Source organism: Nocardioides ungokensis (genome assembly GCF_013466985.1).
GTDB classification, from domain to species: domain Bacteria; phylum Actinomycetota; class Actinomycetes; order Propionibacteriales; family Nocardioidaceae; genus Nocardioides; species Nocardioides ungokensis.
Genome location: NZ_CP059164.1, coordinates 1,885,476 through 1,901,901 on the forward strand (window position 1 = coordinate 1,885,476; position 16,426 = coordinate 1,901,901).

At 71.4% G+C, this 16,426-nt stretch carries 16 protein-coding genes and 3 pseudogenes; 11 read left to right on the top strand and 8 right to left on the bottom strand.

Translation table 11 applies throughout. From position 1 onward, the window contains the following. Window positions 1-15: 15 nt before the first annotated feature. The 5 genes from H0S67_RS09265 to H0S67_RS09285 are packed head-to-tail and all read right to left on the bottom strand — an operon-like array spanning window position 16 to window position 3,866. Complete coding sequence (locus tag H0S67_RS09265; RefSeq protein ID WP_180936349.1) at window positions 16-819, bottom strand: ABC transporter permease; 804 nt, start codon at window positions 817-819, stop codon at window positions 16-18. Window positions 820-824: 5 nt separating this feature from the next. Further along, on the bottom strand, window positions 825-1,601 hold the full coding sequence (locus H0S67_RS09270; protein ID WP_180936350.1) for an ABC transporter ATP-binding protein: 777 nt from the start codon (window positions 1,599-1,601) through the stop codon (window positions 825-827). Between the two features lie 60 nt (window positions 1,602-1,661). Next, window positions 1,662-2,195 carry a GNAT family N-acetyltransferase gene (locus tag H0S67_RS09275; protein WP_180936351.1) on the bottom strand — a complete coding sequence of 178 codons (534 nt, stop codon included), beginning with the start codon at window positions 2,193-2,195 and terminating at the stop codon, window positions 1,662-1,664. A gap of 49 nt (window positions 2,196-2,244) precedes the next feature. Then, on the bottom strand, window positions 2,245-3,315 hold the full coding sequence (locus H0S67_RS09280) for a Gmad2 immunoglobulin-like domain-containing protein (RefSeq protein ID WP_180936352.1): 1,071 nt from the start codon (window positions 3,313-3,315) through the stop codon (window positions 2,245-2,247). Beyond that, complete coding sequence (locus tag H0S67_RS09285; protein ID WP_246355246.1) at window positions 3,312-3,866, bottom strand: SigE family RNA polymerase sigma factor; 555 nt, start codon at window positions 3,864-3,866, stop codon at window positions 3,312-3,314. Before H0S67_RS09285 ends, H0S67_RS09280 begins: the two co-directional genes overlap by 4 nt. A gap of 152 nt (window positions 3,867-4,018) precedes the next feature. On the opposite strand from H0S67_RS09285, the gene H0S67_RS09290 reads away from it, so the two are divergent. Continuing rightward, window positions 4,019-4,366 (top strand): HIT domain-containing protein, encoded by a 348-nt coding sequence (locus H0S67_RS09290; protein ID WP_180936354.1) that lies wholly within the window; start codon window positions 4,019-4,021, stop codon window positions 4,364-4,366. Further along, window positions 4,363-5,577, top strand: a complete 1,215-nt coding sequence (locus H0S67_RS09295) for a hypothetical protein (protein ID WP_180936355.1) — start codon at window positions 4,363-4,365, stop codon at window positions 5,575-5,577. The genes H0S67_RS09290 and H0S67_RS09295 overlap by 4 nt, the downstream gene beginning before the upstream one ends. 10 nt (window positions 5,578-5,587) lie before the next feature. Here the strand turns inward: H0S67_RS09295 and H0S67_RS09300 are convergent, their stop codons facing one another. Further along, complete coding sequence (locus H0S67_RS09300; protein WP_180936356.1) at window positions 5,588-5,860, bottom strand: hypothetical protein; 273 nt, start codon at window positions 5,858-5,860, stop codon at window positions 5,588-5,590. A gap of 172 nt (window positions 5,861-6,032) precedes the next feature. Between H0S67_RS09300 and H0S67_RS09305 the strand changes: the two genes are divergently transcribed. The 6 genes from H0S67_RS09305 (at window position 6,033) to H0S67_RS28035 (ending at window position 10,016) form a co-directional block, all read left to right on the top strand. Continuing rightward, a complete protein-coding gene (locus H0S67_RS09305; RefSeq protein WP_180936357.1) occupies window positions 6,033-6,716 on the top strand; it encodes a hypothetical protein in 684 nt (227 codons plus the stop codon). Window positions 6,717-6,875: 159 nt separating this feature from the next. Next, the gene (locus H0S67_RS09310; RefSeq protein WP_180936358.1) at window positions 6,876-7,910 is read left to right on the top strand and encodes a PhoH family protein; all 1,035 of its coding nucleotides are present in this window, start codon (window positions 6,876-6,878) and stop codon (window positions 7,908-7,910) included. Then, on the top strand, window positions 7,907-8,377 hold the full coding sequence (ybeY, locus tag H0S67_RS09315) for an rRNA maturation RNase YbeY (RefSeq protein WP_180936359.1): 471 nt from the start codon (window positions 7,907-7,909) through the stop codon (window positions 8,375-8,377). Before H0S67_RS09310 ends, ybeY begins: the two co-directional genes overlap by 4 nt. Then, window positions 8,364-9,683, top strand: a complete 1,320-nt coding sequence (locus H0S67_RS09320) for a hemolysin family protein (RefSeq protein WP_180936360.1) — start codon at window positions 8,364-8,366, stop codon at window positions 9,681-9,683. The genes ybeY and H0S67_RS09320 overlap by 14 nt, the downstream gene beginning before the upstream one ends. After that, a complete protein-coding gene (locus tag H0S67_RS09325; RefSeq protein WP_425489903.1) occupies window positions 9,667-9,897 on the top strand; it encodes a hypothetical protein in 231 nt (76 codons plus the stop codon). The genes H0S67_RS09320 and H0S67_RS09325 overlap by 17 nt, the downstream gene beginning before the upstream one ends. Then, window positions 9,891-10,016 (top strand): hypothetical protein, encoded by a 126-nt coding sequence (locus H0S67_RS28035; protein ID WP_425489904.1) that lies wholly within the window; start codon window positions 9,891-9,893, stop codon window positions 10,014-10,016. Before H0S67_RS09325 ends, H0S67_RS28035 begins: the two co-directional genes overlap by 7 nt. Before the next feature lie 140 nt (window positions 10,017-10,156). Here H0S67_RS28035 and H0S67_RS09330 read toward each other — a convergent pair whose 3' ends face one another. After that, the gene (locus tag H0S67_RS09330; RefSeq protein ID WP_219635593.1) at window positions 10,157-10,741 is read right to left on the bottom strand and encodes a DUF6529 family protein; all 585 of its coding nucleotides are present in this window, start codon (window positions 10,739-10,741) and stop codon (window positions 10,157-10,159) included. A 266-nt stretch (window positions 10,742-11,007) separates the two neighbouring features. On the opposite strand from H0S67_RS09330, the pseudogene H0S67_RS28040 reads away from it, so the two are divergent. The 3 pseudogenes from H0S67_RS28040 (at window position 11,008) to era (ending at window position 15,469) form a co-directional block, all read left to right on the top strand. Beyond that, window positions 11,008-12,423 (top strand): annotated as a pseudogene (locus H0S67_RS28040) (FAD-binding oxidoreductase). Between the two features lie 428 nt (window positions 12,424-12,851). Next, window positions 12,852-13,711, top strand: a pseudogene (locus H0S67_RS28045) (class I SAM-dependent methyltransferase). 703 nt (window positions 13,712-14,414) lie between these two features. Next, window positions 14,415-15,469, top strand: a pseudogene (era, locus tag H0S67_RS09350) (GTPase Era). Here era and H0S67_RS09355 read toward each other — a convergent pair. Then, the gene (locus tag H0S67_RS09355) at window positions 15,470-16,378 is read right to left on the bottom strand and encodes an oxidoreductase (protein WP_180936361.1); all 909 of its coding nucleotides are present in this window, start codon (window positions 16,376-16,378) and stop codon (window positions 15,470-15,472) included. Window positions 16,379-16,426 lie beyond the last annotated feature (48 nt).

Below are 16,426 nucleotides of genomic sequence, written 5' to 3' on the forward strand. Positions count from 1 at the left end.
ACCAGACTGCCCGACTCAGCCCTTGCCGACCTGGCCGAACAGGCGACTCGCCCACCGGAAGCAGAGCACCGTGACCAGGACGCACCAGCCGATCGCCCACCAGGCGTCGGACCCCGGATCACTCCCCTCGAGGCAGGCGCGAAGCGTCTCGATGATCGGGGTGAAGGGCTGGTGCTCCGCGATCCACGCCAGTCCCGTCGGCATGGAGTCGGTCGGCACGAAGGCGCTGGAGAGGAACGGCAGCAGGATGAGCGGCATCGGTGCGTTGCTGGCGGCCTCGACGCTGCCGCTGGCCAGTCCGAGCGCCACGCACAGCCAGGTCACGGCCCAACCCATCAGCAGGAGCATGCCGGCGGCACCGGCCCAGCCGGCGAGCGAGGCGCTACTGCGGTAGCCCAGCGCGAGCGCGATGGCGAGGACGACGAGCAGGCCGAGGACCGTCTGCGCCATCGCGGCGAGCACGTGTCCGGTCAGCGGCGCCGACCGGGCGATCGGCAACGTCCTGAACCGGTCGATGATCCCCTCGGTGGAGTCCTTCGCGACCAGGATCGCGGTGCTGTTCGCCACCGACACGACGGTCATCACCAGGATCGCCGGCGTGATGTAGTGCAGGTAGTCGGCCCGCGGGTGGGCCGTCGCGCTGCCGCCGGGCAGGCCGGCGCCCATGGTGCCGCCGAAGACGAAGACGAACAGCAGCAGGAAGACCACCGGCATGCCGATGATCGTGAGCGTCAGCGACGGGTAGCGGACGAGGTGCTTGAGGTTGCGCCGCAGCAGCGTGGCCGAGTCGCGGGCACCCTCGGTCAGCGAAATGGTCATCGTGGTCATCGGAGGGTCTCCGTCTCGTTCTCGTCGTCGGTGGTGGCGGCGTGGCCGGTCAGCGCGAGGAACACGTCGTCGAGGGTCTCCCCGCCGGCCCGGGCCTTGAGCTCGGCGGGCGTGCCCTCCGCGACCAGGCGGCCGCCGTCGAGCAGCCCGACGGTGTGGGCGAGCCGGTCCGCCTCCTCGAGGTACTGCGTGGTGAGCAGGATCGTGACGCCGTCTTCGACCAGCTCGCGCACGATCTGCCACAGGTCCCGCCGGCTTCGTGGGTCGAGCCCGGTAGTCGGCTCGTCGAGGAAGATGACCCGCGGTCGGCTGACCAGCGTCATGGCCAGGTCGAGCCGGCGCTTCATGCCGCCGGAGTACGTCGCGGCGCGCCGGTCGGCGGCCTCGGCAAGCCCGAACCTGGCCAGCAGCTCGTCCACCCGGGCGCCGGCCTCGGAGGCGCGCAGGTGCGCGAGGTCTGCCATCAGCCGGAGGTTCTCCCGGCCGGTCAGCAGCTCGTCGATCGCGGAGAACTGTCCGGTCACGCCGATGGCGCGCCGTACGCCGTCGGGGGCCGTCCTGACGTCGTACCCGGCGACCCGGGCGTCGCCGGCGCCCGCGCTGACGAGCGTGGAGAGGATGCGGACCGTGGTGGTCTTGCCCGCGCCGTTGGGCCCGAGCAGGGCGTAGACGGTGCCGGCGGGAACGGTGAGGTCGAGGCTGCGCAGGACCGGTTGGTCGCCGTACGACTTGGTGATCCCGGTGACCTCGATGGCGGTGTCGTTGACTGTCATGGGAGCAGCGTGCGGGGTTGACGCTGCGTCAAGGTCAAGCGATTGCCCGGGCGGGTTCCCTCACCAGGCGTCGCCGGGTCGGTCCTCGCAGGTCACCGTGACCGAGAGGTCCGTGACGAACGACGGGTCGCAGCGCAGGATCATGAGCCCACCGTGCTCGCCGTCGGGTACGACGCCGGTCGCGGTCCGGGTGCAGGAGAGCCCGCGCCACCGCTCCCAGCCGAGTCGTTCGTAGAAGCCGGTCGCGCGACCGGTCGAGAGCATCGCCACCGGCCAGCAGGAGCGGATCTCCTCGTGGAGCCGCTCCATGGTTCGCAGACCGACGTGCCTGCCCTGGTGGTCGGGATCGGTGGCCACGGCCTCGACGTAGCCGACCGTGCGCCAGGGCAGGTCCCCGAACCTGATCCGCCGAGGCACGGCGCTGGCGTGCCCGACGAGGCGGTCGCCCGCGCATGCCAGCACGTGCACGCCGCCGTACGCGTGATCGGCGTCCTCGTCGCTGAACCGGTCACCGAAGGCCCGGTCCCAGAGCGCCCTCAGGGCTTGGCGGGTCGCGGCGTCGACCTGGTCACTCTCGACGACGACGAGCTGCACGACGGTCAACCTACGGCGTCCCGGGGTGTCAACGAGCGCCGACTCGGCGTCACTGGACGGTGATGGTGCGGGTGTCCACCTGGGGGCCGCCGCCCTCGCCGCCGGACGGGTCGTCGGTCATCGCGGCGAAGGTGTAGGTGCCGGGGGCCAGGCCGGACACGTCGACCGTGGTCTGCCACGGGTAGAGCTTGTCCAGCCAGCCCTCGGCGGTGGCGGACCCCTGCTTCACGACCGTGTCGCCCTGCCGGATCTCCCACCCGACGGTGGCCTCGAAGGAGCTCGCGACCCCGCTGGCCCGGAAGCTGCCGCTCACGGTGGCGCCCTCCTCGGGCGAGGTGATGCTGACCATGGCCAGCACGTCCAGCGGGTCGGCGTTGGTCACCGGCTCGGTGGTGTCGATGCCGAACAATGTGTCGGTCGAGAAGCGCACCGGCTTCCGCGACTGGACCGCGGCCTGCAGCGTGTAGACGACCTGCTGGACGGCCTCCTCGGCCTGGTGCTGGCTCATCCCGGCGGGGCGCTCGGCCAGCGAGTCAGCCACCGTGACGTCGACGAACTCGTCGCTCTCCGACGGGTCCGAGAGGTCGCCCGGCTGCCAGGGGGTCCGATAGTCCGGGTCCGCCGGCTGCGAAGCCAGCAGGTCGAGGGCGCCCTGCAGCCGGTCGGCTGCCTCGACGCGGTGGAACTCCCGGTAGAGGAACGTGCCCTGGGGCGTCTCGCCCAGGTAGTACGCCGCGAGCGTCATCGACGTCGGGCCGGAGGAGGAGGGCGACGGCTCGCCGCTGGCCGAGGGGCTCTCGCTCGGGGTCCTGCTGCCGTGCCCCTTGCCCGGGTGCCGCGAGTGGTGGGTGGTGACGGGGGCGCCGTCGTCGCCGGAGCCGGTCAGACCGAGCTGGTCACCGGCGAAGGCGACGGTCGCGATCAGGGCGGCGGTGGCCACGACGGCACCGCCGACGGCGTAGGTCCAGGGGCGGCGAGCGGACATCGGGGTCCCCTTCGTTCGGGTGCGGATGGAGTCGAGCGCCTCGCGGGGCTCCACGTCGGACACGGCGTCCGTGAGCAGCTCGGAGAGCCGGGCCTCGTCGGGCCCGGCCTCATCGGGATGGCGGGGGTCGGTCATGACCGGTCCTCCCTGTCGCGCAGCCAGTGGTCGGCCAGCAGGTCGCGCAGCGCCGCGGTGCCGCGCGACGCGTGGCTCTTGACCGCGCCGCGACTGATGCCGAGGGTGTCGGCGATCTCCGCCTCGGACAGGTCGAGGTAGTAGCGCAGGGCCAGGACCTCGCGCTGGCGCCTGGGGAGCACGCGCATCGCATCGAGAACGGCGTCGCGCCGGGTGCCGGCGAGCGTCACCTCGTCGGCCCCGTCCGCGCTCGGGGGGACCGTCTGGCGCTCCACGTGCCGGGCGACGACGGCGCGGTGCCGGAGCGCGTCCCGGGAGCGGTTGACGACGGCCTGGCGCAGGTAGGCCAGGGCGAGGTCGGGATCACGCAGCCGGGACCAGCGGGCGTGGACGGCGACGAAGGCGTCCTGGACGACCTCCTCGGCGGTCCCGACGTCGCGCACCAGCAGCACCGAGAGCCGGACCAGCCGACGCCAGTGCACGGCGTACAGCTGCTCGAGGGCCTCGTCGGCGCTCCACCCGCGACTCGCGCCCCCGGCGGACGGCCTCACCGGGGCGGTCCCTCGGGACCGGCCGAGAGGAGGCGCCGTCGCATGGGTCATCACGCTAGTGCCACGCGCGACGGGGCCCGGGGGTTTACACGCGTGACGGGAGAGGTTTCATGGAAGTTCGTGACAGCATGAGCACGACGAGAGGGAGAGACATGGCCACGCCACCCGACTGCCTGTTCTGCAAGATCGTGGCGGGGGAGATCCCCGCCGAGGTCGTGCACGTGACCGAGCACGCCGTGGCGTTCCGCGACATCAACGCCCAGGCCCCCACGCACGTCCTCGTCGTCCCGCGCGCCCACTACGCCAACGCCGCCGAGCTGGCCCACGGGGACCCCGAGGCCTCGGCCGAGCTGCTGCGGGTGGCGGCGGCGGTCGCGGCCGCCGAGGGCCACGCGGACTACCGGATCGTCTTCAACACCGGCGAGGGCGTCGGCCAGAGCGTCTTCCACACCCACCTGCACCTGCTCGCGGGTCGCCCGATGACCTGGCCACCGGGATGAGGACCGCCTGCCTGCGGGCGATCACGGCCGCCGTCGCGGTCGTGCTGCTCGCGGCCTGTGGGCCGGGCGAGACCGAGAGCAACCGGCAGGCAGGGGCGTCCTCCTCCGGGGGGCCGTCCACCAGCGCTGGTACGCCGTCCGCGTCGGCCACGAGCCGGGCCGCACCCGCAGCCCGGCCCGGCACCCTGGTCCCGCTGCGTCCCGGCGAGAAGCGCCTGACGGTGACGATGCCGGAGGCCTACACGCCGTCGGCCCCCACGGGGGTCGGCACCGACGACTACCGCTGCTTCCTGCTCGACCCGCACCTGAAGCGCGACACCTTCCTGACCGGCACCAACGTGCTGCCCGGCAACCCCGAGGTCGTCCACCACGTGATCCTCTTCCGGGTCGACCCGAAGCAGGTCGCCGAGGCGCGGCGGATGGACGCGAGCCAGCCCGGAGAGGGGTGGACCTGCTTCGGCGGGACCGGCCTGGCGGGCGACTTCACCAACCTCGACGACGCCAACTGGCTCGGGGCGTGGGCTCCCGGTGGCAAGGAGACGGTGGCCAAGCGTGGCTACGGCGTCGACCTCGCCAAGGGCTCGCGGATCATCATGCAGGTCCACTACAACCTGCTGGCCGGCGACAGCCCGGACACCTCGTCCGCGCAGCTGCGGGTGGCGCCGCAGTCGGCCGGCCTGACACCCCTCCACACGGTGCTGCTGCCGGCGCCGGTCGAGCTCCCGTGCCGACCGGGTCACGACTCGTCCCCGCTGTGCGACCGCGACGCAGCCGTGGCCGACGTGAAGGCCCGCTTCGGCGCCGGACCGGGCTCCACCGCCGACCTCCTCTACTTCCTGTGCGGCGGCAAGCCGGTGCCCTCGGAGGTCACGTCCTGCACCCGTCGGGTGCCACGCGCGATGACGATCCTCGGCGTGGCCGGCCACATGCACCTGCTGGGACGCTCGATCCGGATCGAGACCAACCCCGGCACGCCCGAGGCGCGGACGATCCTGCGCATCCCCATCTGGAACTTCGACAACCAGGGAGCCAAGCCGATCGCGCCGGTCCACCTCGACCCGCTCGACACGGTCAAGGTCACCTGCCGCCACGTGCAGTGGCTGCGCGACAGGCTGCCGGCGTTCCAGGGGCAGCCGGAGCGGTACGTCGTGTGGGGTGAGGGCACCACCGACGAGATGTGCCTCGGGATGCTCCAGGTGGCGTTCGACTGACGGACGACCCCTACCCGGGCAGGACCGCCAGCACCAGCCTCAGCACGTAGAGCAGGACGGGCATCCCGAAGACCACGAGCATCACCCACGCGGTGACCCGGTGCAGGCGCTTCCCGGAGTCCAGCGCACCGGCGAAGTCGAGCAGGGCCCCGTCCGGGACGTGGTGGGTCAGGCCCATGGCCCGGGCGTCGTGCGGCATCCGGTTCCCGGCCTCCCAGTACGGCGACGTGTCGTCGTCGTGGTCGTCGAAGTCGTCGTACGCGTCGTCCCACGTCTCCCTCATGGCCCCTCCCTCCTGCCACCACGGTAGGCGCCCCCCGTGACCCGCGCCGCGTTTCGCGCGACCCCGGATTCGTGGAGGTGCGGGCCAATCCGGTGTGACGTGCGTCGCGAACGACTACCGCAAGGCACCATTCCCAACCGCCCTCTCGGGCGATTACTGGAGAACACCGCTCATGCATCTCACGCGCAAGAAGAAGCAGCTCGCAGCGGGGGCCCTCCTGCTCTCGTCGGCCGGTCTCATCGGCGGCACCGCCGGGTTGTCGGCGCACGCCGCCGGCGGCGGCGCGACCCCGAGCCTCGGAGGCACCGACACGAAGGCCACCCTGCACTCGCTGAACAACTCCGGCGCCACCGGTATCTCCACGGTCACCGTCAACGGCCGCAAGATCGACGTGTCGGTCGACGCGAAGCGGCTGCTGAAGGGCATGCCGCACGCCATGCACATCCACTTCGGTGCCCAGGCCCGCCACGAGTGCCCCACGGTGAGGGACGACTCGAACGCCGACCACCGCCTGAACACGGTCGAGGGCCTGCCGGCGTACGGCCCGGTCAAGGTGTCGCTGACCAAGCACGGCGACACCTCGCCGAAGAGCACGCTGGCGGTCAACCGGTTCCCGACCGCGCCCGAGCACCAGATCCACTACGACCGCAACATCGGGATCGGCAAGAAGCTGGCCCACGCGATCGCGAACGGCAAGGCCGTCGTGGTGATCCACGGCATCGACTACAACCACAACGGCAAGTACGACTTCAGCGCGGGGAAGAGCGACCTCGACCCCAGCCTGCCCGCCGAGGCGACCGACCCGGCGGCCTGTGGGGTGCTGCACGAGTCGAACGGCTCGCTGCCCACGCAGTGACCCAGTCCGCCTGATCCGCACCAGCGCCGGCCCCCGGCTCGACTCCGGGGGCCGGCGCTCGTCGGTGACCCGCGCAAAGCGGGTGGGCCGACGCGACCACCTCCCGTAACATGGAGGGGCTCGCTCACCCCGACCGGAAGGCGCCCCACCCGGGCATCCATGACTGACACGCATCGACAGGACGGGACCCCGACGACGTACCCGACCCGGCACACCGTCGTCGTTCCCAACAGCATCAACATGGTCAGCCTTCTCGGACCCGGGGACGAGCACCTCGCCCTGATCGAGCGGTCCTTCGAGGCCGACGTCCACGTCCGCGGCAACCGGATCACGCTGTACGGCGAGCCCGGTGAGGTCGCGCTGGCCGAGCGGCTGCTCGACGAGCTGGTGACGATCATCCGCACCGGCCAGGGCGTCACCGCCGAGACCGTGGAGCGCGTCCTCGGCATGCTGCGCGCCGAGACCACCGAGCGCCCCGCCGACGTCCTCTCGCTCAACATCCTGAGCAACCGCGGCCGCTCGATCCGCCCCAAGACGCTCAACCAGAAGCGCTACGTCGACTCGATCGACAAGCACACGATCACCTTCGGCATCGGCCCGGCCGGCACCGGCAAGACCTACCTCGCCATGGCCAAGGCGGTGCAGGCGCTGCAGTCGAAGAACGTCAACCGCATCATCCTCACCCGCCCGGCCGTGGAGGCGGGGGAGCGGCTCGGCTTCCTGCCCGGCACGCTGAGCGAGAAGATCGACCCCTACCTGCGACCGCTGTACGACGCGCTCCACGACATGATCGATCCCGAGTCGATCCCGAAGCTGCTCGCAGCCGGGACCATCGAGGTGGCGCCGCTGGCCTACATGCGTGGCCGCTCGCTCAACGACTCGTTCATCATCCTCGACGAGGCGCAGAACACCTCGCCGGAGCAGATGAAGATGTTCCTGACCCGCCTGGGCTTCGGCTCCAAGATCGTGGTCACCGGCGACGTCACCCAGGTCGACCTGCCCTCGGGCACCAAGTCCGGCCTGCGGATCATCGAGGGCATCCTCGACGAGGTCGAGGACATCGCGTTCAACCGGCTGACCAGCCACGACGTCGTGCGCCACCGCCTGGTCGGCAAGATCGTCGCGGCCTACGACGAGTTCGACGCGCGCGGCAACGGCGCGGGTCCCAAGGCCGGCCAGGAAGGGCCCAGATGAGCATCGAGGTGCTCAACGAGTCCGGACACGAGCTCGACGTCAAGCAGCTGGCCGCGCTGAGCCGGTTCGTGATGGACCGGATGCGCGTGCACCCGCAGGCCGAGCTGTGCATCAAGGCCGTCGACGAGCCCACCATCGCGGGACTCAACGAGCAGTGGATGGAGAAGGAGGGGCCGACCGACGTGCTCGCCTTCCCCATGGACGAGCTGCGCCCCGGCCTGGTCAACGAGGAGCCCGAGGAGGGCGTCCTCGGCGACCTGGTGCTCTGCCCCGACATCGCCGAGAAGCAGGGCATCACCGCAGGTCACGGCAAGGACGCCGAGATCGAGCTGCTGACCGTCCACGGCATCCTCCACCTGCTCGGCTACGACCACGCCGAGCCGGAGGAGCACAAGGAGATGTTCGGTCTCCAGGACGAGCTGCTCGCCGCGTGGCGGGCCGGCTCGGCCGACGGTGAGCAGCGGTGATGCCTGGCTGCTCGTCGTAGCAGCCGCCCTCGTCGTACTCGCCGGTGCCTTCTCCGCGGCTGATGCCGCGCTCGGCTCCTTCTCGCGCGCCCGGGCGGAGGAGCTCCAGGCGGAGGGACTGCCCGGTGCCGGTCGCCTCCTGGTGCTGCTCGGCGACCCGCCGCGCTACCTCAACACCGCCCTGCTGCTGCGGCTGCTGTGCGAGGTCTCGGCGATCGTGCTGGTCACCCTCGAGGTCCACGACGGCTTCGGCGGCGGCTGGTGGCCCACGGTGCTGATCACCATCGGGGTGATGCTGGTCGTGTCGTTCGTGGTGATCGGCGTCGCGCCCCGCACCCTGGGCCGCCAGCACTCCGAGCGCGTCGCCCTGGTCTCCGCCGCGCCGCTCGGAGCGGTGACGCGGATCCTGGGGCCGCTGCCGCAGCTGCTGATCCTGGTCGGCAACGCGATCACCCCGGGCAAGGGCTTCCGCGAGGGCCCGTTCTCCACCGAGACCGAGCTGCGCGAGCTGGTCGACCTCGCCGAGGCCTCGGCGGTCATCGAGTCCGGCGAGCGCAAGATGATCCACTCGGTCTTCGAGCTCGGCGACACCAGCGCCCGCGAGGTGATGGTGCCGCGCACCGACGTGGTCTACATCGAGCACTACAAGAACCTGCGCCAGACGCTGTCGCTCTTCCTGCGCAGCGGCTTCTCCCGGGTTCCGGTGATCGGGGAGAACCTCGACGACGTGGTGGGCATCGCCTACCTCAAGGACATCGTGCGCCGGGACTTCGAGGCGCCCGACGTGGAGTTCACCCAGCGCATCGACGAGGTGATGCGCCCGGCCCACTTCGTCCCCGACTCCAAGCCGGTCGACGCACTGCTCTCCGAGATGCAGGCGATGCGCCAGCACATCGCGGTCGTCGTCGACGAGTACGGCGGCACCGCCGGGCTGGTCACGATCGAGGACATCCTCGAGGAGATCGTCGGCGAGATCACCGACGAGTACGACGAGGAGGAGATCGACGTCGAGGAGCTGGCGCCCGGGCGGGTGCGGGTCTCCTCGCGCTACCCGATCGACGACCTCGACGAGCTCTTCGGCGAGCGGGTGGAGGACGAGGACGTCGACAGTGTCGGTGGCCTGATGGCCAAGCACCTCGGCCGGGTCCCGATCCCGGGCTCGCACGTGGAGGCCCACGGCCTGCGCTTCGAGGCGGAGGGCACCGTCGGTCGGCGGAACAAGATCGAGACCGTGCTGATCAGCCGGGTCGGGCCCGGCCCGGCGGCGGCCCACGACGAAGGAGCGATCCGTGAGCGCACCGAGTGACCTGTCCGCCGAGGACAAGAAGCTGGTGACCCTGGCCCGGGCCACCCGGGCCCGGACCCGCGCGGCCGAGGGGGCGGCGGTCCGCGACAGCGACGGCCGCACGTACGCCGGTGCCACCGTCGACCTGCCCTCCCTGCAGGTCTCCGCGCTCGGGGTGTGCGTGGCGATGGCGGTTGCCTCCGGTTCCCGGGTCTGGAGGCGGCCGTCGTGCTGACCGACGCCGGTTCCGTCGCCGCCCAGGACCTCGCGGCCCTCGCCGACCTCGCCGGCGCCGGCGTCGTCGTACACCTCGGCGACCCGAAGGGCGTGCTGCGCTCGTCCTCGACGACATAGACCTCAGGCGAGCAGGGCAGCGGGCAGGGTGCCGTGCTCCCAGGCCAGCTCGTGGTCCTGCGCGATCTCCAGGTCGCGGCGGTTGCGGATCTCGGTGAGCGCCTCGATGAGCTCAGTCGCGCAGAACTGAATCGGCTTCGTCAGTACCGCCCGTACCCGGCCCAGCCGAACGTGTCGAGGTACCAGCCCGCCGAGGTCAGCACGACGGCGATGAGCAGGGCGAACAGCAGGCCACCGGCCACAGGCAGGAACCAACCAGGCGCGCGCCGGGATCGGACCGCGGCGACCTTCACGACGACGGCGCCGAAGACCGCGCAGCCGAGGACGCCGTGCACGACCGTGCGCATCGGTACTTTCGGGCCGCCGTGGAACCGGCCGGTCTCGAGGCCGAGCGCCCACAGACAGTGGTACGCGACGAACACCGACAGCAGCAGCGCAATGGCTCCGGAGATGCGGTGTGCCGCACCCAGCCACGACGGCGCCCGGATGCCGAGCTTGCCGTACAGCCACAATGCGCCGATGACCTGGAGGATGGCGAGCACCCCGATCGCCGTGGTGAGCACCACCTTCATGTCGATGACGGTGCGGAAGCCCAGCGTCGTCGTCCCGTTGATCGTCGGGTTGTGCACCTTCCCGAACACCCCGAGGAGTACGGCGACGACCGCACCCGCAGTGAACGCGGTCAGCGGAACTGCCATGCTCCGCGGCGCCGGGGTGTCTGCCATGGGTTCAGGATGCCCGTGGTCGCCGAGGGGTGGAAGCCCGGTTCCCGGGTTCGCCGGGGGTCAAGCGCGTCTACGCGGCGTAATGCGGTGCGCCCCCACCGCCCATCGCACCAGGAGGCGGAGGTTCAGTGACTTTCACGGCCGCTCACAGTCAGTGACGTCGCCCCGGCGGGGATGACGGGGACCCGATGGCGTTGGCGGAGACACTCTCCACCTGAGGGGCCCCGGGAAACACTTCCGACACCTGACGGGAGTAAGTGTCTGGAGTGACGACAGGGGGAGCCTGGGAGCAGAACGCAGCAGCAGCCGTCGAGCGCCTGCGCGCGTCGTACGCTGCCATCCCGCGCAGCGCGCGGTGCGGCTGGCCAAGAAGACGCCAACCTCTTCCGCCCGCGTGCGGCCACCACCGGCCCGGGCTGGACGTCTCGGGCCTGACCGGGGTGATCGAGGTCGACGCGACGGCCCGCACCGCGGAGGTGCAGGGCATGTGCACCTACGAGGACCTCGTCGATGCCAACCCTGCCGCACGGCTGATCCCGCTGGTCGTGCCTCAGCTGCGCACGATCACGCTCGGCGGCGCCGTCACCGGCCTGGGCATCGAGTCGACGAGCTTCCGCAACGGGCTGCCGCACGAGTCGGTGCTCGAGATGGACGTGTTCACGGGTGCCGGCGCGGTGGTCACGGCCGGCCTGGACCCGACGGTGAGCACAGCGACCTGTTCGACACCTTCCCCAACTCCTACGGGTCGCTCGGCTACGCCACGCGGCTGCGGATCGCGCTCGAGCCGGTGCCGTCGTACGTCGCCCTGCGGCACGTGCGCCTCGACGACACCGGTGCGCTGGCCAAGACCATCGCCGAGATCGTCGAGACGGGGTCCTTCGAGGGCACCCGCGTGGACGGGCTCGACGGCGTGGCTTCGCGCCGGGGGAGTACTACCTGACCCTGGCGACGTGGACCGACGTGCGGTCTCGACCGGCGCGACGACGGGGTGGGTGCCACGGTCGGGCCGAGCGACTACACCGGCACGAGATCTACTACCGCTCGATCCGGGAGCGCGCCGCCGGGTCCGGGACCGACCTGCCTCACGATGTAACGACTACCTGTGGCGCTGGGACACCGACTGGTTCTGGTGCTCGGGTGCGTTCGGTGTCCAGCACCCCGTCGTGCGGCGGCTGTGGCCGCGCCGATACCGGCGCTCGGACGTCTACCACAAGCTGGTCGGCCTGGACCGCCGCCTGGGGATCGCCGACCGGCTGGACCGCCGGGCCGGGCGGCGCTGCGCGAGCGCGTCATCCAGGACGTCGAGGTGCCGGTTCGAACGGCTCGGGGAGTTCCTCGACTGGTTCGACCAGGAGGTCGGCATGCGCCCGGTGTGGCTGTGCCCCCTGGTCTCCCGGCGCGACTGGCCCACCTACCGCTGGCGGGGCGCGACCTACGTGAACGTCGGGTTCTGGGGGACCGTGCATGTCGGTCCGGACGCCCCGAACGGCCCGCGCAACCGCGCCATCGAGGAGCGCGTGCACGAGCTCGGCGGCCACAAGTCGCTCTACTCGGAGGCGTTCTACGACCCCGACACCTTCGACCAGCTGTACGACGGCGCGAACCTCGCGGCCGTGAAGCAGGCGTATGACCCCGACGACAGGCTGACCAGCCTCTACGACAAGGCGGTGAAGAGACGATGACACTCACTCAACGAGGCACCCAGCGGGCCACCCTTCCGATCGGGGACGCCGTGGCGTCGCTGCTGCGCGACGGCCTGCCCGTGCGCTTCACGGCGTACGACGGCAGTGCGGCCGGGCCCACGGACGCGGAGATCGAGCTGCACCTGAGCAACCAGCGCGGCCTCTCCTACCTGCTGACCGCGCCCGGCGACCTCGGTATGGCCGGGCCTACGTCTTCGGGTGACCTGCAGGTCGTCGGTGTGCACCCGGGCGACCCCTACGAGGCACTCAAGCTGCTGCAGAACCACCTGCGGTTCCGCAAGCCCGCGGCCGGCGAGGCGATCGCCCTGCTGCGCGGGCTGGGCCTGTCCAACCTCAAGCCCCCGCCGCCGCCCCCGCAGGAGCACCTGCCGCGCTGGCGCCGGGTGATGGAGGGCGTGCGCCACTCGATGGCTCGCGACGCCGAGGTGATCCACCACCACTACGACGTCTCGAACCGGTTCTACGAGATGGTGCTCGGCCCGTCGATGACCTACACGTGCGCCGTCTACCCGAGCGCGGACGCCACCCTGGAGGAGGCGCAGACCGAGAAGTACGACCTGGTCGCGCGCAAGCTGGGCCTCCAGCCCGGGCAGCGGCTGCTCGACATCGGTTGCGGCTGGGGCGGGATGGTGCGCCACGCCGCCCGGGAGTACGGCGTCAACGTGATCGGGGTGACCCTGTCGCGTGAGCAGGCGGCCTGGGCCCAGGAGGCGATCAAGGCACAGGGGCTCGACCACCTCGCCGAGGTGCGCTTCCAGGACTACCGCCTCGTCGAGGAGGGCGACTTCGACGCGATCTCCTCGATCGGCCTGACGGAGCACATCGGCGTCCGCAACTACCCGGCGTACTTCGGCTTCATCCGCGACAAGCTGCGCCCGCAGGGCCGGCTGCTCAACCACTGCATCACCCGGCACGACAACATCGCACGCAGCACCGGGGCGTTCATCGACCGCTACGTCTTCCCGACGGAGCTGATCGGCTCCGGAGCATCATCACCGACGTCCAGGACGCGGGTCTCGAGGTCCAGCACGAGGAGAACTTCCGCGTGCACTACGCCAAGACCCTGGCCGGCTGGTGCCGCAACCTGGTCGACAACTGGGACGAGTGCGTCGCCGAGGTGGGCGAGGGGACCGCGCGGGTGTGGGGCCTCTACATGGCCGGCTCGCGGCTGGCCTTCGAGCGCAACGAGATCCAGCTCCACCACGTGCTGGCAACCAAGACCGACGCCCGGGGCGAGAGCGGCTACCCGCTGCGGCACACCTTCTGAGCCACGCCGACCCGTCGTCGCCCGGCGGCGGGTCGGCGCATAGCCTTGGCCGGTGAGCACGAGAGCCAGGCAGTACGACGCGCAGGTCCTGCGCCGTGAGCAGCTCACCCCGCACCTGGTCGGCTGACCCTCGGCGGCCCGGGCCTCGCCGCGTTCGAGAGCACCGGCATCCCCGACGAGTGGGTCGGGCTGGTCGGCCGCAGCAGTTCCAGAGCCGCTACTACACGGGCGGTCGTGGGACGGGGCGAGCTGGTCCTCGACGTCGTCGTCCACGAGGTCGGGCTGGTCACCGAGTGGGCCGCCCGCGAGTGCGTGGGGGACACCGTGACGATCACCGAGGCCAAGGGCTCCTTCGCGATGCCGGACTCTGCGGAGTGGCTGCTGCTGGTGGGCGACCTGACCGCGATGCCCGCCATGGCACGGATCGCGGAGACGGTGGCCCGGTCCGGGTCCCGACCCGGATCTGGGCGGAGGTGCCCGACGGGGACGTGCTGCGGGGGGCCGGCTACCTGCGGGCGGCGCCGAGGTGACCTGGCTCGAGCCTCCGTCCGACACGTCCAGCGGCCTGGCGTCCGTCGTGGAGGCCATCGACTGGCCGACCGGCGAGGGCTACTTCTGGATGGCGGGGGAGTCGCGCAGATGCGGGCGATCCGCAAGCACCTGATGCGTGAGCGCCGGCTGCCGAGCACGGGCGTACGACGTGATGGGCTACTGGCGCGGGTGGCCAAGCGGCAGCCGCGAGCGGTGGACCGGGCCCGATCTGGCGGGCGGGCAAGATGGCAGGCAAGGACGACGACCAGATCTGGGCGACTACGACGAGGCGAGGGCACGACATGAGTGAGGCTCGATCACCCCACCGGAGCGGGTTCGCGTCGTTCGTCGGCCGGCCCAACGCCGGCAAGTCGACGCTGACCAACGCGCTGGTCGGCACCAAGGTGGCGATCACTCCGACAAGCCGCAGACCACCCGGACGGTGGTGCGCGGCATCGTGCATCGCGAGGAGCCCAGCTGATCCTGGTCGACACCCCCGGCCTGCACCGGCCGCGGACCCTGCTCGGGGAGCGGCTCAACGACCTGGTGAAGACCACGCTCTCGGAGGTCGACGTGGTCGCGGTGTGCTTCCCGGCCAACGAGAAGATCGGCCCCGGCGACCGCTTCATCGTCAACGAGATGGCGAAGATCAAGCGGACCAGGAAGGTCGCCGTCGCCACGAAGACCGACCTGGCGACCCCGAGCAGATCGGCCTGCACCTGCTCGACATCCAGAAGCTCGGGGCCGAGACCGGTGCCGAGTGGGCGGAGATCGTGCCGGTGTCGGCCAAGGCCGGCGACCAGGTCTCCCTGCTCGAGGAGCTGCTCGTCGGGCTGCTGCCCGAGGGCCCGCAGCTCTACCCCGAGGGTGACCTCACCGACGCACCCGAGGGATCATGGTCGCGGAGCTGATCCGCGAGGCGGCGCTGGGACGGGCTGCGCGACGAGCTCCCGCACTCGGTGGCCGTCGTGGTCGAGGAGATGGGCCTGCGTGAGGACGAGCCGAGGACAAGCCGCTGCTCGACATCCACGCCAACCTCTACGTCGAGCGGGACTCCCAGAAGGGCATCATGATCGGCCCCAAGGGGTCGCGGCTGCGCAAGGTCGGCACCGAGGCCCGCAAGCAGATCGAGGCGCTGCTGGGCACCCCGTCTACCTCGACCTGCACGTCAAGATCGCCAAGGACTGGCAGCGCGACCCGCGGCAGCTGCGCAAGCTGGGCTTCTGATCAGAGCGCGAGCTCCACGCCCGTCCTCAGCTCGCTGAGCTCCCACAGCTTCAGCGCCAGCTCGTCGTCCTGGGCGTAGCGGCTGAGCTTCGCCGGACCGATCGGGCCGCGGGTCTCGCGCAGCCACTGCGGGCCGGTGTACGAGCCAGGCGCCGCGGCGGTGGCGGCGTACAGGGTGGGGTTGGCGCCGGCGGCGGCGGACTGGAACAGCAGCGGCATCACGTACGGCGCGGCGAGGCGCACGATCCGCCGGGAGCCCATGCCGTTGGGATCGGCGACGAGCTCGGTGGCCGAGACCCCCGGATGGCCTGCCGTGGAGACCAGCGGGGAGGCCGCGGCGGTGGCCCGCTTGTGGAGCTCGCGGGCGAAGAGCAGGTTCGCCAGCTTGCTGTTCCCGTAGGCGCGCTGGGGCTGGTACGTCGACTCCGGGTTGCCCTCGAGGACCGTGGGACGTCCGTCGTGGTGGGCGATCGAGGAGACGGTGACCACGCGCGGAGCGGCCGACTCGAGCAGGGCCGGCAGCAGCAGGCCGGTGAGGGCGAAGTGACCGAGGTGGTTGGTGCCGAGCTGGAGCTCGAAGCCGTCCTCGGTCTCCCGGTAGTGCGGCGGGGTCATCACGCCGGCGTTGTTGACCAGCAGGTCGAGCGGTCCCTGCCAGCGAGCGGCGAAGTCACGCACCGAGCTGAGCGAGGCCAGGTCGAGGGGCTCGACCCGGGTGGCACCGTCGGAACCAGCCTGCATCGTGGCCGCCGCCTGCTGCGCGGACTCCACGTTGCGGCAGGCCAGCACCACGCTCGCCCCGTGCTCCGCCAGCCGGCGGGCGGTGTGGAGCCCGATGCCGGAGTTCGCCCCGGTCACCACCGCGGTGCGGCCGGTGAGGTCGGGCAGGTCGTCGTGCGTCCAGCTCATGCGGCTCCTCGAGATCGGGTCGCGCGGGTGTGGGTGGGTCGGTGGTCC